Source organism: Dyella lipolytica, assembly GCF_030160075.1.
Lineage (GTDB): Bacteria > Pseudomonadota > Gammaproteobacteria > Xanthomonadales > Rhodanobacteraceae > Dyella_B > Dyella_B lipolytica.
On the sequence record NZ_BSNQ01000003.1, the window covers coordinates 1,567,754 to 1,588,502 of the forward strand.

Annotated in this window: 22 protein-coding genes; 7 read left to right on the forward strand and 15 right to left on the reverse strand. The window is 60.8% G+C overall.

The annotated features are described in order from the left end of the window. The first annotated feature begins 4 nt into the window (after nucleotides 1-4). The gene (locus QQL64_RS08365; protein WP_284398140.1) at nucleotides 5-802 is read left to right on the forward strand and encodes a MetQ/NlpA family ABC transporter substrate-binding protein; all 798 of its coding nucleotides are present in this window, start codon (nucleotides 5-7) and stop codon (nucleotides 800-802) included. Between the two features lie 57 nt (nucleotides 803-859). Here QQL64_RS08365 and pncB read toward each other — a convergent pair whose 3' ends face one another. Beyond that, nucleotides 860-2,047, reverse strand: coding sequence for a nicotinate phosphoribosyltransferase (gene pncB / locus QQL64_RS08370; RefSeq protein ID WP_284398142.1), 1,188 nt, complete (start codon nucleotides 2,045-2,047; stop codon nucleotides 860-862). Between the two features lie 364 nt (nucleotides 2,048-2,411). On the opposite strand from pncB, the gene QQL64_RS08375 reads away from it, so the two are divergent. Then, a complete protein-coding gene (locus QQL64_RS08375; RefSeq protein ID WP_284398144.1) occupies nucleotides 2,412-3,224 on the forward strand; it encodes a cytochrome c in 813 nt (270 codons plus the stop codon). Nucleotides 3,225-3,229: 5 nt separating this feature from the next. On the opposite strand, the gene QQL64_RS08380 is transcribed toward QQL64_RS08375, so the two are convergent. The 4 genes from QQL64_RS08380 to QQL64_RS08395 all read right to left on the reverse strand — a co-directional run bounded on the left by QQL64_RS08380 (nucleotide 3,230) and on the right by QQL64_RS08395 (nucleotide 6,274). Further along, on the reverse strand, nucleotides 3,230-4,330 hold the full coding sequence (locus QQL64_RS08380; protein WP_284398145.1) for an aminopeptidase: 1,101 nt from the start codon (nucleotides 4,328-4,330) through the stop codon (nucleotides 3,230-3,232). Between the two features lie 28 nt (nucleotides 4,331-4,358). Continuing rightward, a complete protein-coding gene (locus QQL64_RS08385) occupies nucleotides 4,359-4,739 on the reverse strand; it encodes a hypothetical protein (RefSeq protein ID WP_284398148.1) in 381 nt (126 codons plus the stop codon). Between the two features lie 138 nt (nucleotides 4,740-4,877). Next, a complete protein-coding gene (locus tag QQL64_RS08390; RefSeq protein WP_284398149.1) occupies nucleotides 4,878-5,585 on the reverse strand; it encodes a hypothetical protein in 708 nt (235 codons plus the stop codon). An 80-nt stretch (nucleotides 5,586-5,665) separates the two neighbouring features. Further along, nucleotides 5,666-6,274, reverse strand: a complete 609-nt coding sequence (locus QQL64_RS08395) for a rhomboid family intramembrane serine protease (protein ID WP_284398152.1) — start codon at nucleotides 6,272-6,274, stop codon at nucleotides 5,666-5,668. A 110-nt stretch (nucleotides 6,275-6,384) separates the two neighbouring features. On the opposite strand from QQL64_RS08395, the gene QQL64_RS08400 reads away from it, so the two are divergent. Together QQL64_RS08400 and QQL64_RS08405 are read left to right on the forward strand one after the other, a co-directional pair. Further along, the gene (locus QQL64_RS08400) at nucleotides 6,385-7,266 is read left to right on the forward strand and encodes a PhzF family phenazine biosynthesis protein (protein WP_284398154.1); all 882 of its coding nucleotides are present in this window, start codon (nucleotides 6,385-6,387) and stop codon (nucleotides 7,264-7,266) included. Further along, a complete protein-coding gene (locus QQL64_RS08405; RefSeq protein ID WP_284398155.1) occupies nucleotides 7,263-7,733 on the forward strand; it encodes a YaiI/YqxD family protein in 471 nt (156 codons plus the stop codon). The genes QQL64_RS08400 and QQL64_RS08405 overlap by 4 nt, the downstream gene beginning before the upstream one ends. Here QQL64_RS08405 and QQL64_RS08410 read toward each other — a convergent pair. Beyond that, on the reverse strand, nucleotides 7,730-8,620 hold the full coding sequence (locus tag QQL64_RS08410) for an NAD(P)-dependent oxidoreductase (RefSeq protein ID WP_284398157.1): 891 nt from the start codon (nucleotides 8,618-8,620) through the stop codon (nucleotides 7,730-7,732). The genes QQL64_RS08405 and QQL64_RS08410 overlap by 4 nt on opposite strands. 63 nt (nucleotides 8,621-8,683) lie before the next feature. Next, nucleotides 8,684-9,922, reverse strand: a complete 1,239-nt coding sequence (locus QQL64_RS08415; RefSeq protein WP_284398161.1) for a BaiN/RdsA family NAD(P)/FAD-dependent oxidoreductase — start codon at nucleotides 9,920-9,922, stop codon at nucleotides 8,684-8,686. A gap of 38 nt (nucleotides 9,923-9,960) precedes the next feature. On the opposite strand from QQL64_RS08415, the gene QQL64_RS08420 reads away from it, so the two are divergent. Next, a complete protein-coding gene (locus QQL64_RS08420; RefSeq protein WP_284398163.1) occupies nucleotides 9,961-10,443 on the forward strand; it encodes a YajQ family cyclic di-GMP-binding protein in 483 nt (160 codons plus the stop codon). Here the strand turns inward: QQL64_RS08420 and QQL64_RS08425 are convergent. The 3 genes from QQL64_RS08425 to QQL64_RS08435 all read right to left on the reverse strand — a co-directional run bounded on the left by QQL64_RS08425 (nucleotide 10,440) and on the right by QQL64_RS08435 (nucleotide 12,591). Then, nucleotides 10,440-11,129 (reverse strand): DUF1345 domain-containing protein, encoded by a 690-nt coding sequence (locus QQL64_RS08425; RefSeq protein ID WP_284398165.1) that lies wholly within the window; start codon nucleotides 11,127-11,129, stop codon nucleotides 10,440-10,442. The two genes, QQL64_RS08420 and QQL64_RS08425, sit on opposite strands and share 4 nt — an antisense overlap. 33 nt (nucleotides 11,130-11,162) lie before the next feature. Then, nucleotides 11,163-11,438: a GNAT family N-acetyltransferase gene (locus QQL64_RS08430; RefSeq protein WP_284398168.1), complete on the reverse strand. Its 276-nt coding sequence runs from the start codon at nucleotides 11,436-11,438 to the stop codon at nucleotides 11,163-11,165. Between the two features lie 76 nt (nucleotides 11,439-11,514). Further along, on the reverse strand, nucleotides 11,515-12,591 hold the full coding sequence (locus tag QQL64_RS08435; RefSeq protein ID WP_284398170.1) for a 3-deoxy-7-phosphoheptulonate synthase: 1,077 nt from the start codon (nucleotides 12,589-12,591) through the stop codon (nucleotides 11,515-11,517). Between the two features lie 279 nt (nucleotides 12,592-12,870). On the opposite strand from QQL64_RS08435, the gene QQL64_RS08440 reads away from it, so the two are divergent. Beyond that, on the forward strand, nucleotides 12,871-13,296 hold the full coding sequence (locus QQL64_RS08440) for an FKBP-type peptidyl-prolyl cis-trans isomerase (RefSeq protein WP_404601028.1): 426 nt from the start codon (nucleotides 12,871-12,873) through the stop codon (nucleotides 13,294-13,296). 107 nt (nucleotides 13,297-13,403) lie between these two features. Beyond that, a complete protein-coding gene (locus QQL64_RS08445; RefSeq protein WP_284398173.1) occupies nucleotides 13,404-14,189 on the forward strand; it encodes an SH3 domain-containing protein in 786 nt (261 codons plus the stop codon). An 83-nt stretch (nucleotides 14,190-14,272) separates the two neighbouring features. Here the strand turns inward: QQL64_RS08445 and QQL64_RS08450 are convergent, their stop codons facing one another. From QQL64_RS08450 to QQL64_RS08470, 5 genes are all read right to left on the reverse strand, one after another. Beyond that, nucleotides 14,273-15,832: a protein adenylyltransferase SelO gene (locus tag QQL64_RS08450; protein ID WP_425603902.1), complete on the reverse strand. Its 1,560-nt coding sequence runs from the start codon at nucleotides 15,830-15,832 to the stop codon at nucleotides 14,273-14,275. Nucleotides 15,833-16,202: 370 nt separating this feature from the next. Then, entirely contained in the window at nucleotides 16,203-16,913 is a 711-nt protein-coding gene (locus QQL64_RS08455; protein ID WP_284398177.1) for a pseudouridine synthase, read from the reverse strand. Then, a complete protein-coding gene (locus tag QQL64_RS08460; protein WP_284399713.1) occupies nucleotides 16,910-17,974 on the reverse strand; it encodes a class I SAM-dependent methyltransferase in 1,065 nt (354 codons plus the stop codon). Before QQL64_RS08460 ends, QQL64_RS08455 begins: the two co-directional genes overlap by 4 nt. Nucleotides 17,975-18,083: 109 nt before the next feature. Further along, nucleotides 18,084-20,078 (reverse strand): OPT family oligopeptide transporter, encoded by a 1,995-nt coding sequence (locus QQL64_RS08465; protein ID WP_284398179.1) that lies wholly within the window; start codon nucleotides 20,076-20,078, stop codon nucleotides 18,084-18,086. Nucleotides 20,079-20,206: 128 nt separating this feature from the next. Further along, nucleotides 20,207-20,740 (reverse strand): hypothetical protein, encoded by a 534-nt coding sequence (locus tag QQL64_RS08470; protein ID WP_284398180.1) that lies wholly within the window; start codon nucleotides 20,738-20,740, stop codon nucleotides 20,207-20,209. Nucleotides 20,741-20,749 lie beyond the last annotated feature (9 nt).

Here is a 20,749-nt window from a genome sequence, read left to right on the forward strand (position 1 = left end):
TTCTATGAAAAAGCTGTTTGCCCTCGTAGCCGCCGCAGTCCTTCTGGCCAGTTGCTCATCCTCCGGCTCCGGCGGCGCGAACAGCCAGACGCTTACGGTTGCCGCTACGGCCGTTCCGCATGCGGAGATACTCAAGCAGGTCAAACCCATCCTCGCGAAGGAAGGCATCGACCTTGAGATCAGGGTGTTCGCCGACTATGTGCAGCCCAATACACAGGTCGTCGAGAAAAGCATCGACCTGAACTACTTTCAGACCAAGCCTTATCTGGACACCTTCAACCGCGAGAACAAAACCGATCTAGTCATCGTTACCGGCGTGCACATCGAGCCGTTCGGCGCTTACTCACGCAAGTACACGTCGATCGATCAACTGCCCAATGGCGCCACCGTGACCTTGCCGAACGATCCCAGCAACCAGGCTCGCGGGCTGCTGCTGCTCGCCAGACACGGACTGATTACCCTGAAAGATCCGAGCAACGAGCTGTCCACGCCGAAGGACATCATCGCCAATCCGAAGAACCTTGTGTTCAAGCCGCTGGAAGCGGCGATGCTGCCGCGCACGCTGGACGAGGTAGACCTGTCATTGATCAATACCAACTACGCGCTTGCCGCCGGCCTCAATCCGACCAAGGATGCTCTGTTGATCGAGGACAAGAATTCGCCCTACGTGAATTATCTGGTTGGCCGTCCGGACAACAAGGACGACCCACGCGTGCAAAAGCTGGCCCAGGCCCTCACCAGCCCGGAGATCAAGGCTTTCATCGAACAGAAGTACCACGGCGCGGTGTTGCCCGCATTCTGAGCGGCGCTTCGTATTGCACATAAAAAGCCCGCGCACTGCGCGGGCTTTTTTATGACGCTAGGCTTCGGCCAGCACGGGAATGTCGAACACCTGGCGCAGGTAGGCGATGTAGGCCTGGTCGTCGCACATGTTCTTGCCCGGCGAATCGCTGAGTTTGGCCACCGGTTGTCCGTTGCAGCGAACCATCTTGATCACAATGTTGAGCGGCGTCGGACCGACGTCATTGGTGAGATTGGTGCCGACACCAAACGCAAGCTGACAGCGTCCGTGGAAGTGCTTGAAGAGTTCCATCACCTTCGGAATATCGAGCCCGTCGCTGAACACCAGTATCTTGCTGCGCGGATCGACACGATTGTCCTTGTAATGCGCGAGCACGCGCTCGCCCCACGCGAACGGATCGCCCGAGTCGTGTCGCGTACCGTCGAACAGTTTGCAGAAGTACATATCGAAATCGCGCAGGAATGCCGTGAGGCCATAGACATCCGACAATGCGATGCCGAGATCGCCACGGTATTCCTTTGCCCACGCTTCGAGCGCCGCCACCTGCGAATCGCGTAACCGAGGCCCCAGCGCCTGATGCGCCTGCAGGTACTCGTGCGCCAATGTACCCAACGGGCGCAGCCCCAGTTTCCACGCCAGCCACACATTGCTGGTGCCAGCTAGTTGCTCGCCTAGCCCTTCGTGTAGCGTGGTCGCCACTTCCTGGTGCCACTCGCGCGAGAAGCGGCGGCGCGTACCGTAATCGGCGATGCGGCATTCGGCGTATCCGGGCGTATCGCGCATCAGCGCGATTTTCTCGCGCAAGCGACGCCGCCCTTCGGTGAGATCGAGACTCGGGTAGTTATTGCGGAAATAGACTTCGTTGACGATCGCCAACAGCGGTACTTCAAACAAAATGGTATGCAGCCAAGGGCCGCGAATGCGGATCTCGATTTCTCCGTTGTCCAGCGCCGACGGCGCTATCTCAACGTATTTCGTGTTGAGCTGGAACAGTGCGAGAAAGTCGATGAAATCGCTCTTGAGAAAACGCCAACCGCGAAGGTAGTGCAGTTCCTGCTCGGTAAACCGAAGGCTGCACAACGCGCGTAGTTCGTCGCGAATCTCTTCGATGTAAGGCACCAGATCGATGCCCGGATTGCGACACTTGAAGCGATATTCCGCATGAGCTGCGGGGTATTGATGCAAAACCACCTGCATCATGGAGAATTTGTAGAGGTCGGTATCGAGCAGCGAACTGACGATCATGGATCACTTCCATGTCGGGGATGGGGACGCGCGCGAACGTCGCGGCGCTTGCCGATTATCTCGCCGAAGCCGTCGCCATGAACAGCAAAAAGTAAAACCCCGGCAGCCAGGGGAATAACTGCCGGGGTTTGTTAGGTCGCGTTCCGGGGGGAGGGTAGATAGGAACCGACCCCTCGATGGCACGATGCACTGTGCCACCTAGGTTGTCGCCTCACGGCGATGTCGTGTAGTTAGTGCGGTCTGAGCAGATGAAGTTCAAGGGCACGGCACGTTTTGTTCAGGTTACCGATAGCTATTCGACCAGCACGCCCATACGGTTACAGTTGCGTCGTTTCCAAGTACTTGTCTTCACAAGGAGGTTGCCATGTTGATGCGTTGCTTGTGTCTGATCGCTCTATGCCTCGCCTTGCCCCTGCATGCCGCCGACTTGAGCATCGACGCCGGCCGAGGCGCGCACATCTGGACGACATCCGAGCTGCTGGCGAGGCCGGATGCACGCGTCGTGACGATTCCGATCGACGTAGCGTTTCACCGCACCATGCAATATCGCGCCGTGCCGCTTCGCGCGCTGCTGCCTGGCTTGGAACCTGGCGATCACCTGCAATTCGTCGCCGCCGATGGCTTCTCCGTCGATATTGCGGGTGATGCGATTCTCAACCAGGCAGGTGCCATCGCGTGGCTTGCCGTAGAAGATCCACAGCAACCATGGCCCGCCCTGCCCGGCAACAAGGGTGGTGCCGGCCCGTTCTACGTGGTGTGGACGCACCCCGCCGCTGCGCACATCAGCAGCGAGCAATGGCCCTACCAGCTCGTACTCATCCGACGAACGCAACATGCCGCCACGCGTTTTCCTGCCACCGCGCCGACGGCTTCCGTGCCGGCTGACAGCCCGATTCGCCAAGGTTATGCGGTGTTCCAACGCACCTGTTTCGCCTGCCACACGCTCAACGGCGAGGGTGACGCGCGTATGGGGCCGGACCTCAATATTCCCTATAGCCCCACCGAATACCTGCGCGCCGATCTGTTGCGTGCATTTATCCGCGATCCGCAGTCGTTACGGCGCTGGCCGGAAGCGAAAATGTCCGGATTTCCCACGCAGGAGTCGCTCTCCGATGCTGACCTGAACGCATTGCTCGCCTACCTGCGTTACATGGCTCAACATAAAGTCGCGCATTGAGCGCCTCAGTGTGAAGTCGCCTCGGACGAAAGCGGCAATCGGGAAGCGTCCAACAGGTCGCGCAGCGCGCTTTCGCGCTCCGTCGTCGGTTTTCGCGCCAATGCACGTACACGGGCATAAAAATCTGGCCATCGCCCATCGGCTCGCTGGAACAGCACAGCGAACGCATGCACCCATTGGTCATACAAGCCGAAGGGCAACAACTTTGCGTTGTTGATCGGTTGCGAGACCCAGGCATCGTAGCGATGATCGTTCGGCCAATTCTTGTCGCGCCATGCGGCATAGCGCACGCGAAAATCGGCGATTTCGCGCTCCTTGCCGGCCGCCATCGCGGCGTTGTCCACGCCGCTGGCATAAAGCTTTTTCAGACGCTCGCGCAGATCCAGCGCCAGCTTCGTGAATCCATCGTCCATGGCCTGATCATGATCATCTTCGACCGGTTCGCCGCGCGAACGATGCCATTCGCGCAGGCCCTCGTTTTCGACAAACATCGCATAGCTTTCGTTGAAAGCGGTGTCGCCCTTTACATAAAGCAGCTGATGCGCGAGTTCATGGAAAATCGTGCCGACCAGTTCGTCATCGTCCCAGCGCATCATGCTGCTGAGAATGGGATCGGCAAACCACCCTAGCGTGGAATACGCCGGAACACCGCCGACGTAGACGTCATTGCCCTGCGCATGCAGCCGCTCGGCACTTTGCTTGGCTTTCTTGTCGTCGAACCATCCGCGATAGGCCACGCAACCGGCGATCGGGAAACATTGCCGCACCGCATCGACCGAGAAGCGAGGTGTCGCGAAGACGTTCCACACGACATATGGGCGATGCAGCTCGACGTAGTAGGTATAGCTTCGGTTATTCGGCAGATCCAGTTGCTTCGAGGCGAATTGCCGCGCCTGCTGGGCAAGCTGTAAACGCGTCGCAAGCTTCGGATCGGTGCTGGGATCGGCGATGACTTTATCGACAGAACGACGTTGCAACAGCAAGGCGCTTTCGCCGTGCGTCACGTGTGCGTAGTAGCGAAGGTTGGCGCAAGCACCGATCACGGCAGCCACTGCGATGCAGGAAATTAGCCTGGCGCCTGAAATGAGAATGCGGGGTCGGATCATCCCCCGCATTCTGACTTAAGAATCGTTATTAGTGACCGCTGAAATGGCCGCCAGATCCATGCGATGCGCCATGACCGCCGGACCAACCGCCATGCCCGTGCCACCCTGAACCGCCGCGCCATCCCGGATTGCCACGCCAGTATCGGCCGCCATACCACCCGCCACCGACGAAGACTCCCGGGGCATAGCAGCAGCCGTAGTAACCGTAATAGCCGTAGGGGTAATAGCCATAGCCGTACGGGTAGTACCCGTTATAGACGACAGCGGGACCGCTGCCGTAATAGACGTCGCCGGCAGAACCGTTGCCCTGTACGTAGCTATAGCCTGGAGCAACATAGCAACCGGATAACGCGCCCATAAGAACGGCCAGTACCAGACCGGTCAGTAAGCGTTTGATGGTGTATTTCATGGCGAGGACTCCATGCCTTCTACGCAAACACGGTACTCCTATTCGTTGAATAGGTCCTGAGCAAAAACGAAAGAACCGGCTGGCGCCCAAGCGCTAACCGGTCTCCGTAGACATGGTGAACTGTAACGACGATTTCGATCAGCTTTTGCCGTTCTTGCCCTGATCGCCGCGCGCGTGGGCGACATGGTTGTGTACCGTATCGCCGCCGTGGTTCGCCGCATGGTTATGCACATCGCCATTGTTGCCGTGCGGTGCCGACGTCGCACCCGGCCAGGTCGGCCCCTGCTTGATGCGTTCTTGCTTGGCCTGCAGCAGCGCCTGGATATGCGCAACGGCTTCCTCGGGACTGATATGAGCCGGTGCGGGAGGCGCCGCCACCGCAACAGATTCTTTCGGCGTCTGCGGTGCAACCGGTTTCTTTACTGCCACTGCCGGCACGCTCGACGGCGCTGCCTTGCGAGTCGCGACCGGGCCGGTCGGTGCTTTGCGGATTGCCTTTTTCGTCGCGGCGTCCTTAACCCCAGCCACCTTTTTGGCCGGCGACTTTTTGACCGCGCCTTTTACTGCCGGCGTGGAGAGGGCAGCCTTGCGGGCGGCGGTTTTCTTGGGCGTCTTTTTTGCGGTCTTCACGCCCACGGCCTTTTTGCTTGCCGTCTTTTTAACCGCTTTTTTTACGACTTTGCGAGCAGTCTTCTTCGCCACCTTCTTGCCGGTCACAGCTTTTTTTACGGCTTTTTTGCGCGTTGCGGCTGGCTTCCGGACCGTCTTCTTCTTGGTCGAGCCAGCGCCTTTGCTTGCCTTGCGGGCCGCGGACTTCTTCGCGGCAGACTTGCGGGTCGTTGCCATGCGTGGGTACTCCGACGGTGATCAGTGACGTGACCTTGGCATCATCAGGATGTATGCGCAATGAGCACAAGTGCCGGAGATCACATGCCGGGCTGCGACAAAGCTTCCATGAAATGCGGCAGTACCGCCGGATTCACCAGCACCGTGAAAACCACACCATAAGCCGCACCCCAAAGGTGTGCGCTGTGATTGATATTACCCTGCCCGCGCTGATCCATATACACCGAATAAACCACGTACAGCACCGCATAGATGATCGCCGGCATCGGCACGACCAACACCAGAATCCGGCTCCAGGGATATAGCATGATGAAACCGAAGAGCACCGCGGATACCGCGCCAGATGCACCCAGGCTGCGGTAGTTGGAGTTGTGCCGATTCTTGAGATACGTGGGCAGGATCGAGATCACCAATCCCCCCAGATAAAACAGTCCGAACCCGAACTCACCCAGGCTCTGGTTGTAGAACGGTTCCATCGCCCGGCCGAAGAAAAACAGCGTCATCATGTTGAACAACAGATGCATGCCATCGGCATGAATCAGCCCGTAGGTGACCAGGCGGTAATATTCGCGTTTGCGCTCGATCGCCGGAGGCCACAAGATCAGATCGTCGATCAGGCGGCGGTTGTTGAACGCCATGAACGAGACGATGCAGGTGGCGGCAAGGATGATCAACAGCGTAGTCGGCATATGACGAATCTGACAAAGTTTGAGAATTTCGCCATCTTGACGTTCACGGGCCGAGTTGTCGACGGCTAGAATGCGCGATCAAGCCACGCGCTCGCTCTTTACCGAACTGTATGAAGCCGATCCGCTATATGCACCTGGATGTCTTCGCCGCCAGCCCCGGCGGCGGCAACCACCTCGGCGTCGTGACGGATGCGGCCGGTTGGAGCGATACGCAGATGCAGCGCTACGCACGCTGGACCGATCTGGTGGAAACCACCTTTTTGCTGCCTCCCAGCGATCCCAAAGCCAGTTACCGGGTGCGTATCTTTACGCCGCAAAAGGAAATCGCCTTCGCCGGTCATCCCAGCGTCGGTAGCGCCCACGCCGTGCTCGAATGTGGATTGGCGGCCCCTAAAGACGACCTGCTTTGGCAGGAGTGTGGCGCAGGAGTTTTACCTATCCGCGTGGAAGGTAGCGGCCCGCAGCGCAGGCTGCTGCTGCAATCGCCCGAAGCACGCGTGGTGAAAACGGGGCTGCATGCGCATCCCCTGCTCGCCTCCACGCTCAATGGCATCGGCCTCGGGGTGCTGCCGCCGGCACTGGTCGACGGCGGCCGCCGCTGGTGGTTGGCCGAATGTTCGGATGAAGCGAGCCTGCGTGCCTGGCAACCGGACCACAGTGCGATCGGCGCTCTGGCCGTCGCTAGTGGCAGCATGGGTCTGTGTGCGTTCGCTCGCAGCACGCATCCCGAGTATCAACTGGTGGTCCGCGCGTTTCCTTCCGGCGTCGGTATCGTTGAAGATCCCGCCTCCGGCGCGGCCAACGGTCTGATTGCTGCCTACCTCCTGCACGCCGAGCCGAACGGTCCCCTGGCGCGCGGCTATTCAGTGAGCCAGGGGCGCGAGATGGGCCACGATGCCTTGCTGATTGCGCATATCGCCGAAGGCATCATCTGGATCGGCGGCCATACCAATACCGTGATCGACGGCACCCTGCACTGGAACGACGCGTGAGCGAAGCGCCTCGCATCTGGGTGGATGCCGACGCCTGCCCGGTAGCGATCAAGGAGATCCTGTTTCGCGCGGCGCAACGCACGCAAGTGCATGTGACGCTAGTAGCGAACCATGCGTTGCGCACACCACCGTCGCCCAATATCCGTAGCATCCAGGTGCCGCCCGGTTTCGACGTGGCCGATAACGAAATCGTGCGCCACGTGAATCCCGGCGACTTGGTGGTGACGCAAGACATCCCGCTGGCTGCCGCCGTTATCGGCAAAGGCGCATTAGCTATCCACCCGCGCGGCGAACTCTATACAGCCGAGACGATTCAACAACGTCTCGGCATGCGCAATTTCATGGAAGAACTGCGCAGCTCCGGTGTGGATACCGGCGGACCCGCAGCATTGCATCCGCGCGACAAACAGGCATTCGGCAACCAGCTCGATCGCTGGCTGGCGCAACGCTTGCCTGCACCTCGCTAACCCTTGTTGCGCTGATCCAGATTCGCACGACGCTCGGAAACCCGTGCAAGCGCGGACAAGTCCATCGACTCGGCCCCATCGGCCATCGCTTCCAGCAAACTGTCGCGCAATACGCTCGCCAACGGCATCGCCACTTGCGCCGCATGGCCTGCATCCTGCGCCAGCATGACATCCTTCAGGCCTAGCGGTAGTGCAAAACCGGGCGGCGTGAAGCGCTGTTCGGCGATCGATTTGCCGTAGATCTGATAGACCGGCGAAGCGAACAGAGTGCTGGTCATCAATTCAAGGAAATCGCTTGCGCTCACGCCGTAAGCACGGGCCAGCACGGAGGCTTCGGCCATGCTTTCGATCGCCGTGACGATCATGAAATTGCCAGCCAGCTTCACGACATTGGCGCGCTCCGGTGCGTCGCCCATGGGCCATAGCTTGGCAGCCATGACCTCGAGCAGCGGCTTGACCTTCTCCACCGCAGTGGCCTGGCCCGCTACGAGGATGTTGAGTTTTCCCGCCGCTGCTACGTCAGGACGGCCAAACACCGGCGCCGCCACATAGCCGAGGCCGCGCTTGCCGTGCTCTTCGGCCAATTGTTTGGCGAGTGCCACGGAAATTGTCGCGTGATTGACATGCACGGTGCCCGGATCCATCGCATCGAGCAGACCGCCGTCGAGGAAAACCTCGCGCATCGCCTGGTCGTTTGCCAGCATGCTGTGCAGCACGTCGCCCTGTGCAGCACGATCCGGTGTGTGCACCACTTTCGCGCCCAGCGATCCAAGCTTTTCCGCCGCCGCTTCCGACCGATTCCAGACGGTGACGGCATGTCCTGCAGCGATCAGATTGCTGGCCATGGCGCTGCCCATCGCGCCGAGCCCGATAAAACCGACTTTCATGAGAAATCTCCAAGCGAAGGATGCTTAGTTCACCATGATCGATGTTCAGTGGATGCAAATGGTCTAGACCACTTCGCCCGCGGCATAGCCAGACGCCCAGGCCCACTGAAAGTTGTAGCCGCCCAACCAACCGGTGACGTCGACCACTTCGCCGATGAAATACAAACCCGGCACGAGCTTCGATTGCATGGTGCTGGACGAAAGCCCGTCCGTATCCACGCCGCCCAGCGTTACTTCCGCCGTGCGATAGCCTTCCGTGCCGCTGGCGACGATGGGCCAGTCGTGCAGCTGCGCGCCCATATCGCGTAATTCCGCATCGCGGTATTGCCGCATCGGCCGGCTATGCAGCCATAGCTCGCTCAGGCGTTGCGCCAAGCGTTTCGGTAACAGGTCACCCAGCACGTTGCGCAATTCCGCAGCCGGTCGTGCTGCGCGCTGGGCAACCAGCCATTCGCCGATATCCTGCTCCGGCGACAAATCGATACGCAGATCGTCCCCGGGCTGCCAATACGAAGAAATCTGCAAAATCGACGGGCCACTGATCCCACGATGCGTAAACAGCAGCCCCGCGCGAAAACTGCGCTTGCCGACGCGTGCTTCCGCGATGGGCAAGGCGACGCCCGCAAGATCCTGATAATGCTCCTGGTGCTTGCTGCTCAAGGTCAGCGGTACCAGACCGGCGCGGGTCGCCAATAAGTTGTGGCCAAATTGACGCGCCAGCTCGTAACCCAATCCGCTAGCACCCATGCTGGGAATCGACAGGCCGCCGCTGGCGACCACCAGCGAATCGGCATGTACTTCACCCTTTGCCGTCATCACTGCGAAACCTTCGCTCGTCTTGCGAACCTGTCGCACAGCGCAACTGGTTTCGACACGAACATCTGCCGCAGCGCATTCGTCCAGCAGCATGCGCACAATCAGCTTGGAAGACTCGTCGCAAAACAGCTGTCCGAGTTCCTTCTCGTGATAGGCGATGCGGTGTTTTTCCACCAGCGCGATAAAGTCAGCTGGGGTGTAGCGTGCCAGAGCAGACTTCGCGAAATGCGGATTAGCGGAAAGATATTGCGCAGGCGTCACGCCGAGATTGGTGAAGTTGCAGCGTCCGCCACCGGACATCAGGATCTTCTTGCCGGCCTTGTTGGCATGATCGAGCACCAGCACATGCCGGCCGCGCTGGCCCGCCGTGATCGCACACATCAAGCCTGCGGCGCCGGCGCCGATGACCAGGACATCCACTTTCACGCCATCACCGCCATCTTGTTCGCCGGACCGCCCATACCATGCATTATCCAACAGATGCATGGCTTACACTTATCGCCTACTCCATATGGACAACGCCCATGCCCTCCTTCGACGTGATCTCCGAGGTCGACAAGCACGAGCTGACCAATGCGGTCGACCAGGCCAACCGTGAACTGTCCACCCGCTTCGACTTCAAGGGCACCGATGCGAAGTTCGAACTGGACAAGTTCATCATTACTCAGAGCGCACCGAGCGAATTCCAGCTGCAGCAGATGCTGGACATTCTGCGAAGCCGCCTGGCTTCGCGAAAAATCGACACCCGCGCGCTGGATGTGGCTGATCCCGAGGTGAACCTTGGTGGTGCGCGTCAGAAGATCACGGTGAAGCAAGGCATCGAGCAACCTATCGCCAAGAAACTGGTGGCGACATTGAAGGAAGCCAAGCTGAAAGTGGAAGCGCAGATCAACGGCGACAAGCTGCGCGTCACCGGCAAGAAGCGCGACGATTTGCAGCTCGCCATGGCGGTGCTGCGCAAGGCCGAGGTCGAACTGCCATTGCAGTTTGACAACTTCCGCGACTAAGCAAGCCCTGCAGCGATATTCACGCTGATGGCGATGATGAACACATTGAAGAAGAACGCCACCACACTGTGCAGCAGCGCCGTGCGGCGCAAGATGTGGCTGGTGATTTGCACGTCGGACACCTGAAAGCACATGCCGATGACGAAGGCGAAATAAACGAAGTCCCAGTAATCCGGTTGTTTGGTACCCGGGAATTCAAGCCCTTCATGCTGCTTGCCGAAATCGCCGTAATAACCGTGCGCGTAGTGCAAGGCATACATCGTGTTCATGAACAGCCACGACAGCACGATGCTTATCGCCGCCATCCCCATGGCTTTCGCGCCGCCGCTCTTTGCCGCGTGCAGTTCGGTGGACAACGCCACTAGCACCACGGCGGAAAGCGCGACGGCGATCCAGAGCGTACTGCGGCGCCCGGAATCCTGAGCGTGCGCGTGCCGGCACATGTGCTCGGCGCTGGCGCGATTGAACATGCGCGTCAACATACCCAGATAAAGCAAAGCGCCGAGATCGAAACTGAGCAACAAAGCGGACGCCGGCTTCACACCGGACATCGCCAGCACGACACCAGCCGCGACGAAAACGATGCTGGAAAGCATCAACCATGGACGTGCGCGTACAAAGCGTATCGGCGCCCAACGTCGGCGCATCGCCCGCGCTGTAGGTTTGCCTTCAGCCGGCGTGCTCATGGCGACCCCCGCGACTGAATCTCGTTGAATGACTCATGCACGCAGCTCTGCGTATTCCGGGTGCCGCTCCAACCACACTTGCGCATAACTGCACGCCGGCACCACCTTCCAGCCTTCGCTGCGTGCGGTCTCGAATGCCGTCCGCACCAAATCGCCAGCGATGCCGCGGCCGCTCACCTGATCGGGCACGCCGGTGTGCATGATGATCATTACTCGATCCTGCAAGGTGTAAACGAGTTCGCAGGTCACGCCATCCACCGTGGTTTCAAATCGATGCGCCGCAGCCAGATGCCGGATATCGGATGTCATGATGCGTTCCTGCGATGGATTGAAGGCATAAGCATAGAACGACCGATGCCCGATCGCGGAATCTCTCCCTCTGCGATCAGGCCGCCGCTTGCGCAGCTTGCCGTTGGCGACGCTGGCGCACCGCTTCGGCGAGCTGCTCCAGCACCTGTACCGAGGTATCCCAGCCGATGCAGCCGTCAGTAATGCTCTGCCCGTAGATGAGATCACGGCCCGGCACCAGATCCTGTCGCCCAGCCACCAGGTGGCTCTCCACCATCACGCCGTGAATGCGCTTTTCCCCGGCTTTTAGCTGTGTGGCGATATCGGCGATCACATGCGGTTGATTGTCGGGCTGCTTGCCGCTGTTGGCGTGACTGGCGTCGATCATCAAACGTTCGGTCAAGCCGGCCTTGGCCAAGGCACTGCAAGCGTCTGCGACGTGGGCTGCGTCGTAGTTAGGCAATTTGCCGCCGCGCAGAATCACGTGACAATCCTCATTGCCGCGGGTGCTGGCAATCGCAGTGTGCCCGCGCTTGGTTACCGCCATGAAATGGTGCGGCTGGGCTGCGGCCAGCACCGCGTCCACCGCGATCTTGATATTGCCATCGGTGCCGTTCTTGAATCCGACCGGGCAGGACAAACCGGAAGCGAGTTCGCGATGCGATTGGCTTTCGGTGGTACGCGCACCGATCGCTCCCCATGCCACCAGGTCGGCGATGTATTGCGGCGTGATCAGATCAAGGAATTCGCAACCGGCAGGCAGGCCAAGCGCGTTGATATCGCACAGCAAGCGACGCGCGAGATGCAGTCCTTTGTCGATGTGGTAACTCTCGTCGAGATCCGGATCGTTGATCAACCCCTTCCAGCCCACCGTGGTGCGCGGCTTTTCAAAATACACGCGCATGACGATCTCCAGCGCATCGACATGCCGTTCGCGCTCGACCGCAAGGCGCTGGGCATAGTCGAGCGCGGCGGTCGGATCATGGATCGAACACGGGCCGATCACCACCGCGAGACGATCGTCCTGGCCGTGCAGAATGCGGTGCAAGGCGCGACGTGACATGGCGACGGTGGCGATGGCCTCCGCGCTGGGCTCGCAATCCCGCATCACGTCGGCGGGGGTGGCGAGTTCCTTGATCTCGCGAATGCGCAGATCGTCGGTAATGCTGGTCATGGGGAGAACTCCTTTGGGTGTCGATACCCGGCGACCAACAAAAAAGCCGCCAGGGTGGCTGGCGGCTTTTGAGGAAAGTGGGTGATCTTGCTTAGTTACGATCGCGCACCACGCTCCGCCGCCGGCTTCGGATAGCCATAAAACCAGAAGTAATAGCGGTGGGAGGCGAGGATCATGACGACAAGTGATACCACATCACAGTCTCGATGCAAACTGCTGCGTCCGTTCCTTCGATGCGTTAACGTCGCGCCGGCCATCAGACTTCCGGAGCTTTCCATGATTCGCCCGTTCGCCATCCTTGCTACCGCCCTGCTCGCCCTGGGTGCCCTCGGCCCGCTTCCGGCCCATGCCGACGACGTCACCAAATTGGTGATAACGGACCAGAAGGTCGGCACCGGCGCCACGGCGCGCGACGATTCGGAAGTACGGATCAACTACACCGGCTGGCTATACGACGCCAAGGCGCCCGACCATCACGGCGCGAAGTTCGACAGCTCCTACGACAGCGGCCGTCCGCTCAACTTCACCCTGGGAGCCAATGAGGTGGTGTCCGGTATGGACAGCGGCGTCAAGGGTATGCGCGTGGGCGGCAAGCGCACGCTCATCATTCCCTCCAGTCTGGGCTATGGCCACCGCGGAGCGGGTAGCGATATTCCGCCCAATAGCGCGCTGGTGTTCGATGTGGAATTGCTCGAGGTGCACTGAACCCGTTTTGGCAGGAGATTGTTATGCAATCTCCTGCCAATTGAGCCATGATGACCGGGCATTGCCGTCGTACGTCCACCACAGCAACCATGCTGGAGGATTGCCCGATGAAACGAATGCTTTGGTCCATCGTGACCGCCTTGATGATGATGGTTCCCACCATGGCGTTTGCCGCCGATGGTTACACCATCGCCAACGTCAATATGCGTGCGGGTCCCGACGCCGAATATCCACTTATCCTCACCCTGGCAACAGGCACACCGGTATCCATCCAGGGTTGCACTACGGGATGGGAATGGTGCGATGTCGTCGCCGTCGGCAACCGCGGTTGGGTAGCTGGCACCTATCTTCAATACACCTACAACAACCAGCCGGTGGTGGTTGTCGACTATGGTGCCCAGATCGGCATTCCGATCGTCTCGTTCGTGATCGGCACCTACTGGGGCCGTTATTACGCGGGCCGGCCGTTCTATCGCGATCGCGCCCGCTGGTACTCGCGGCCTATTCCGATCCGGCCGCCGTCACGGCCACGGCCGCGGCCGCCTATCCGGCCGCCGGGTGGCGGCCATAATCGACCCCAACCTCCGGGTGGCGGCAATCGCCCGCAACCGCCAGGTGGCAATCGGCCCCAACCGCCAGGTGGTGGTAATCGGCCGCAACCTCCGGGCGGAGGTAATCGACCGCAGCCTCCGGGTGGTGGCAACCGCCCACAGCCGCCAGGCGGAGGCAATCGACCGCAACCACCCGGTGGCGGTAACCGCCCGCAACCGCCAGGTGGCGGCAATCGACCTCAGCCGCCCGGCGGTAATCGGCCCGCTCAGAACACTCGGCCGGCACCGCGCCCGAATCCTCAGCAGGGGGATAAAGCCAACAACGGCAATAACGGGAACTGAGATTTCGCTTTCATCTATCTAACTAACGCGCACGTTGCGGCCCCGCATCCTTCGGATCAGGGCCGCAACGGTTTGTACGCACGCTAAGAGCTGCAGGAAAGCATCGAACAGCCTGCTCGGGACTTCGCCCACTCGGGCCGCTTCTGTGCGAAATGCTCGCGCCCTGGTTGCTCGTCGTAGGGACGGCGCAATACGTCGAGCAAAGTGTGAATGCCTTCGTAGTCGCCTTGGGTCGCGCGGTCGATAGCTTCCTGCGCCAGGTAATTGCGCAGCACATAGCGGGGATTGGCCGCCAACATGCGCTGCCGACGCTGTTCGGCTGTTAACGGATCTTCTCGCAGGCGAGAGGCGTAATCGTCCAGCCAGCCAAGGAAATCGGCCTCCGCGGCATCCCGTTTGGCCTCGTCGTAAAACGCGTGCCGTAGCGGAGCCAGTTGGGGTCGGTGTGGATCGATATCGCTCAAGGCGCGGAAGAACAAAGTCATGTCGACTTCCGCTCGCTGCATCAACTGCTGCAGCGTATCCATGCGCGCCAGGTCATCGTCGCGACATTCCGCTAGCCCGAGCTTGCTCGCCACGTTCTGCCGATCCTGCGCTGCATATTCGGCAGCGTAGCGGTCTACCCCTGCCTGCAGCGGTGCGACATCCTCAAACAGCGGCGCCAGTGCGGCGGCGAGACAGCTCAGATTCCACCACGCCACATTCGGTTGCTGACCGAAGCGATAGCGACGGCGTGCCGCGTCGGTGGTATTAGGTGTCCAGTCCGGATCGAAATCGTCGATCCAGCCATACGGACCGTAATCGATGGTGAGACCGAGAATCGACATGTTGTCGGTATTCATCACACCGTGCACAAAACCCACCCGCATCCAGTGCGCGATCATCTTCGCCGTGCGCGCGCAAATCTCGGCGAACCAGTCGCCATAGCGCGTCTCTCCGCTCCCACCGAGATCGGGAAAATCGCGACGTATCGTGAAATCGACCAGTTGGCGCAACAACGGGATATCTCCGCGGGACGTCGGAAGCTCAAAATGACCGAAGCGGATAAACGACGGCGCCACGCGACAGACGACCGCGCCGGGCTCGTCCTGCGGGTGACCGTCGTAGAACATGTCGCGCTCGACTGTCTCGCCAGTCACCACCAGGCTCAGCGCGCGCGTGGTGGGAACGCCAAGGTGATGCATGGCTTCGCTGCAAAGGAATTCGCGAATCGACGAGCGCAGCACGGCACGGCCATCGGCGCCCCGCGAATAGGGAGTCGCGCCCGCGCCTTTCAGCTGAAGCTCCAACCGCGCGCCCTGTGCCGTCAGTACCTCGCCCAGCGAAATGGCGCGACCGTCGCCAAGTTGCCCGGCCCAGGCCCCGAACTGATGCCCACCATAATTGGACGCCCAGGGCTGCATACCTTCCATCACCCCGTTTCCGCCAAACACTTGGGCAAAAAGTGGGCTGGCGACGTCGGCCTCGGTGAGTCCGAGGGTCGCCGCCACCTCCCGCGACCAAGCGACCGTGCGCGGTGCGGCCACCGGGCTGGGATCCACGCGCGAATACAGCGCGCCCTGCACCTGGCGCGCCCCCTGGCCGCGGTCCGGATCACCCGGCAAATCGCGGATAAAGGCGTTATCGAACTGAAGGGACGTCAGGGGCATAGGCATCGATATCCGGGCAACTTATGGCTGCCGCAAGGTAGGTAATGGGGGGCGCCGAGCGGGCCTTCACGCTCCCTATACATTCAGGATAAAACCTTGTTACAGTTTGCTTGCGGTTGCACAGGGGCAACCGATGGAGTGAACAATATGCACATGCTTCTCGCTCGTTCCGCCATTACGCGCGGAATGCAGCTGGTAGCAGGGATGCTTTCAGTCATAGTCATACATGACACCAAACCCGAACGAGACAAAGACTCGGCGTTCGAGCTCGTTTCCTGGATGTCCAATGCGCACTCCCGTCGCGAAGACGAGATTGCGCGAAGTCGTCAGCCGAGAACCGAATGAGGATGACACCGGCAAGCCACTACGTGCTTGCCGGTTCGAAGAGTTGCGTCACATCGTTCGCATCGAGTTGACGCCACGCACCCGACGGCAGTCCATCCAACTGCAAGCGACCGATCGCCGTGCGTTGTAGCGCTTCGACATGATTGCCGGTCGCAGCGAACATCCGACGCACCTGATGGTAGCGACCCTCGGTGATCAACAGCCGTGCCTGGCGAGATGCAAGCACTTCCAGCGTGGCGGGCAGCAACGGGGTGGTTTCCGATTCCAGCATCAGGGTTCCGCTAGCGAATAGCGCCTGCTCATCGCCGCGCAAATCCTGCGCAAGCGTAGCCTCATACATCTTGCCGATCTGCGCGCGCGGCGAAATGATCCGATGCAACAACGCACCATCGTCGGTGAACAGTAACAAGCCGGATGTCTCGCGATCGAGTCGTCCGACCGTAGATAGCGCAGGCGTACGCTGGCGATAGCGCGGCGGCAAAAGGTCGTAAACGACACGTCCTTGATCCTTGCGCGAACAGGTAACACCCAACGGTTTGTGCATCATCAGCACCAGACCCGTCGGCGGATCGAGCGGCTCGCCGTCGATGCGGATCTGTGCATGCTCGACCTTGTCGTCGGCGTACAGCACTTCGCCGTCGGGGTCGGTAATGCGTCCGTCGCGGAACATCCACGCGACATCCTTGCGGCTGCCATAGCCGAGATTCGCGATCAACCTAACCAACCTCATCCGCGCACACCTCTTGCTTCGATCACTTTAAAACCATCCTGCATCGCTACTATTCGCACCTGTTCGAAATGTGCGGAAAGCGTCGCCTCGTACGGCAGATGGCGATTGGCCACCAGCCAGAAGCGCCCCGCTGGAACTAGGGCATTCGCCGCCCGCGCAATAAAAGCGCGACCGAGATCCGGCAGGTCCGCCCTGCCCTGGTGGAAAGGCGGATTACTGACGATAGCGTCGTAACGCTTATCGATACCGGTGGTGACGTCGTGCCAATGCAGATCAAACGCTGCGGCACGTCCGCTTTCACGTATCGCCTGCTCCATATTGAGTCGTGCCGGCTCCAGTGCGCGTGCCTCGGCTTCGTAAAGGTCGATCGTCGTGACATGCGGACAGCGAGCAACGACTTGCGCGGCAAGATAACCGTATCCCGCACCGAAGTCGGCGATGCGACCATGTAAATCCCCGGGCAAATGGACCGCAAGCAGCGCAGAAGCGGTGTCTGCGCGATCCCACGCAAACAGACCCGGACGGCTCAGATAACCCGCCGCGTTGGATTGCGGCTCGTCAAGCGCGAGCCACGACTCCAGCAACGATCGATTGATGGACGAGGCCTGCGACGCACCCCAAAACACGCGGCACTTATGTTTGGAAAGATGGCTCACCGACCCAAGCAATGCAGTCAGATCGGCCTGCGCCGACTTCGCGCCCTCGGCGTTCGGTACGCAGGCCAGCACGATGCCACCGCCTTCAGCGTGACGTACGGCGCGCGCAAACGAGGCACGGGCTTCCTCGCGCTGCCGCGGCGGCAAGGCCAGCACCAACGCAAAGCGTGCTTCGGATGTCGCCTCCCCCACGGTGAACCCATCGCGCATCAGCGCATCGGCAAATGGCTTGAAGCTCTGTTCGCACAGCCAGCCAGGCTGCGCGAGTTCACGCAAGCGATAACCATCACGCGCACGCAAAAAGAGCACGCTACCGTCGCCTGGCAGGCGGAGCGAGCCATCCGAAAAAGGCAGAAACAGAGCGTCCAGCACCGCATCGGGCGTGGACGCATGGATACCGACCATCGTCAAGCGGATGCATCCGGTGAACTGACCGTGCGTATTGTACGCGGCCTTGCTCCGCTCTCGCGGGGAAAGCGAGCGGTGGCCGTTGCGGCCACCGCTGCGACATCGATCAGACTTTCTGCCCCATCCGGCTGATCCAGCGATACATCGCAAACGTCACGAGGACGAAAGCAATACCACCGATCCAGATCGACGCGTTCTCGAAGCTATCGCCCACCAGAGCCAGCGGTGACGGCTTGCCGGAGAACACGACAATCGCCGCCACGACCACACCGATGATGCTCTCGCCGACGATCAGGCCGGAGGCCAGCAATACACCCAACTGCTTGGTGGCTTCGGCCTTTGGTGTGCGATCGGCGCGTTTGTCGAAGTACCAGCCGACGATGGCGCCTACCACGATCATCAAGGTGGTGGAGGTCGGCAGATAGATACCCAGACCCACGGCCAGCGGTGGCAGTCGCACCGACTTGGTGGTGCGGCCGAGAACCGCGTCCAGAATGATGATGCCTACGCCGATCACACCACCCGTGATGATGAGGCTCCAGTCGATATTGTTCTGGATGACGCCCTGCGCCAGCGCCGAAATCAGACCGGCCTGCGGTGCCGGCAGCGCATGCGCCGGATCCACACCCGGTGCGCCGAGGAAGCCATACGCATGATTGAGCAAGTCCAGCACCGGCGGAATGACGATGGCACCAGCGATCACACCGATCACCAGCGCCACCTGCTGCCGCCACGGTGTGGCATCGACCAGCTGACCGGTCTTGAGATCCTGCAGGTTGTTGTTGGCGATGGCAGCCACCGCGAATACGACCGAGGTAATGAATAGTGCAAAGGCCACCAAGGCTTTGCCCGAATCGACCGGCAGATCGGGCTTCACACCCACCACCAGCAGCAGCGCCGCGATGATCACCACCAGGATGCCGATGCCCGACAGCGGACTGTTGGACGAACCGATCAACCCGGCCATGTAGCCGCATACCGTCGATACCAGGAAGCTCAGGATCAGCACGAACACCACGCCACCGATCACCAACAGGGTCGTGTGCGAGGCGAGCCCGCTGACGATGCTGAAGTTGCCCAGCAACCAGGCGATCGGCAACATGCAGATCAACACGATCAAGCCGACGATGCCGATCGGCATGTCCTGTTCGGTACGTGGTAGCGTGTCAGCCTTGCCCGCTTTGCGCACGCGCGAGGCGGCCATCGCCGAGTTCAGGCCGCTGACCACCGGCTTGACCAGCTTGGCCAGCGTCCAGATCGCCGCGACGCCGATGGTGCCCGCGCCGACGAAGCGCACGTAGTGGCTCCATGCGCCCTGCGCCACCTCTGCGACATCGCCTGCGGCCGGATGCAGCAAGGTGAAGTGCGGCACCGCCCAACCCCAGCCGATAAACGCGCCGAACAGCATCGCGATACCCACCCACAGGCCAACCAGGTGGCCGACCGCGAACAGCGCGAAGGACAGGCTGAAGTCGTAACCGCTGGCCGCACCGCGGTCGCCGATACGGAAATACTGCGCCACGTCGCTGGCGAAGAGCTTGGTCTGCACGACGAGGTAGAACACCGCCGAGACGATCGACCCGACCACCACCGCCATCAAACCGCTGCTGCCCGCCTCGACCGCATCCGACGCCTCCGCGGCATCGCCTGAGCCGACCTTCAGCACTTCGGCACAAGCCACCCCTTCCGGATACGGCAGGTCAGAATCCGTCACCAGCGCGCGGCGCAGTGGAATGGTGTACATCACGCCGAGAATGCCGCCCGCGGCGCAGATACCGAACGAAACCCAGAACGGGAAGCCCGTCCACCACCCGACGATGATCAGTCCGGGCAACACGAAGATGATCGACGAGAGCGTACCGGCGGCCGAAGCGACCGTCTGCACGATGTTGTTTTCCTGGATCGTCGAATTCTTCAACGCGCGCAGGATGGCCATCGAGATCACCGCCGCCGGAATCGACGTGGCGAAAGTCAGGCCGGCCTTGAGGCCGAAGAACACGTTGGCCGCCGTGAACACGAGCGTGATCAAGACGCCGATGATCAGGCCGCGGATTGTGAGTTCGGCGCGCGGTGCGGCGCCGGGTCCAGATACTGCATTCACGGGCGGGCTCCCCAAACTGTCCAGCTAACAAGATAGCGTGGATTGCGGGGTCGATGTTATCCAGCCTGCCCGGATCGGCGTAGGCGCCCGCTTCCGGGCACCTACGCGATTTGATTCAACACCCGGCCTCAGTGCGCCGAATGCGCAATCTTTTGCAGATCGCCGCGCAACTGGCTCGCAATATCGCCGGCGCCATCGGCCAGCAACTTCGGCAGCGCCTGTGCATAGGCTTCATCGCCCGCCCCGCTCGCCACCGCCGCGGAAACCTGCGTCTTGTAATCGTGATTGGCGTCGAAGCCCCGCGCCCATACTGCGCAATGCAGGCCCAGATCCATCGCGACGTTGCCGGGAGCCTTGTCCTGGTCCACGCGCATCGCGGTGGTCAACGCAGTACAGGTCACCACCAGATCCGGGAAGTAGTCGGCCTGCAGCTGTGTACCTAGCTGGGATTGAATGGCCGCCGACAGACCCGGCGACGGCTCCAAGGTCAGCTTGTGATCGAGGCCGCGCACCTCAAGCGTGTCTGCACCACTTGCCACGGTCAGCCAGGGCGCCATGCCCGGTTTCACCAGATCGCCGATCGGAGCGGGCGCGTGCACGTTTTGCCCGCCACACGCGCAAAGCAGCGCTGCGGCGGCGCCGATCATCAGAAAGCGTTTCATCGTTGGATT

What these genes read in the sequence shown, in the direction of transcription:
- QQL64_RS08365 (WP_284398140.1), top strand. Translation starts at nt 5, where the DNA reads ATGAAAAAGCTGTTTGCCCTCGTAGCCGCCGCAGTCCTTCTGGCCAGT.
- pncB (WP_284398142.1), bottom strand. Translation starts at nt 2,047, where the DNA reads ATGATCGTCAGTTCGCTGCTCGATACCGACCTCTACAAATTCTCCATG.
- QQL64_RS08375 (WP_284398144.1), top strand. Translation starts at nt 2,412, where the DNA reads ATGTTGATGCGTTGCTTGTGTCTGATCGCTCTATGCCTCGCCTTGCCC.
- QQL64_RS08380 (WP_284398145.1), bottom strand. Translation starts at nt 4,330, where the DNA reads ATGATCCGACCCCGCATTCTCATTTCAGGCGCCAGGCTAATTTCCTGC.
- QQL64_RS08385 (WP_284398148.1), bottom strand. Translation starts at nt 4,739, where the DNA reads ATGAAATACACCATCAAACGCTTACTGACCGGTCTGGTACTGGCCGTT.
- QQL64_RS08390 (WP_284398149.1), bottom strand. Translation starts at nt 5,585, where the DNA reads ATGGCAACGACCCGCAAGTCTGCCGCGAAGAAGTCCGCGGCCCGCAAG.
- QQL64_RS08395 (WP_284398152.1), bottom strand. Translation starts at nt 6,274, where the DNA reads ATGCCGACTACGCTGTTGATCATCCTTGCCGCCACCTGCATCGTCTCG.
- QQL64_RS08400 (WP_284398154.1), top strand. Translation starts at nt 6,385, where the DNA reads ATGAAGCCGATCCGCTATATGCACCTGGATGTCTTCGCCGCCAGCCCC.
- QQL64_RS08410 (WP_284398157.1), bottom strand. Translation starts at nt 8,620, where the DNA reads ATGAAAGTCGGTTTTATCGGGCTCGGCGCGATGGGCAGCGCCATGGCC.
- QQL64_RS08415 (WP_284398161.1), bottom strand. Translation starts at nt 9,922, where the DNA reads ATGCATCTGTTGGATAATGCATGGTATGGGCGGTCCGGCGAACAAGAT.
- QQL64_RS08420 (WP_284398163.1), top strand. Translation starts at nt 9,961, where the DNA reads ATGCCCTCCTTCGACGTGATCTCCGAGGTCGACAAGCACGAGCTGACC.
- QQL64_RS08425 (WP_284398165.1), bottom strand. Translation starts at nt 11,129, where the DNA reads ATGAGCACGCCGGCTGAAGGCAAACCTACAGCGCGGGCGATGCGCCGA.
- QQL64_RS08430 (WP_284398168.1), bottom strand. Translation starts at nt 11,438, where the DNA reads ATGACATCCGATATCCGGCATCTGGCTGCGGCGCATCGATTTGAAACC.
- QQL64_RS08435 (WP_284398170.1), bottom strand. Translation starts at nt 12,591, where the DNA reads ATGACCAGCATTACCGACGATCTGCGCATTCGCGAGATCAAGGAACTC.
- QQL64_RS08445 (WP_284398173.1), top strand. Translation starts at nt 13,404, where the DNA reads ATGAAACGAATGCTTTGGTCCATCGTGACCGCCTTGATGATGATGGTT.
- QQL64_RS08455 (WP_284398177.1), bottom strand. Translation starts at nt 16,913, where the DNA reads ATGAGGTTGGTTAGGTTGATCGCGAATCTCGGCTATGGCAGCCGCAAG.
- QQL64_RS08460 (WP_284399713.1), bottom strand. Translation starts at nt 17,974, where the DNA reads ATGGTCGGTATCCATGCGTCCACGCCCGATGCGGTGCTGGACGCTCTG.
- QQL64_RS08470 (WP_284398180.1), bottom strand. Translation starts at nt 20,740, where the DNA reads ATGAAACGCTTTCTGATGATCGGCGCCGCCGCAGCGCTGCTTTGCGCG.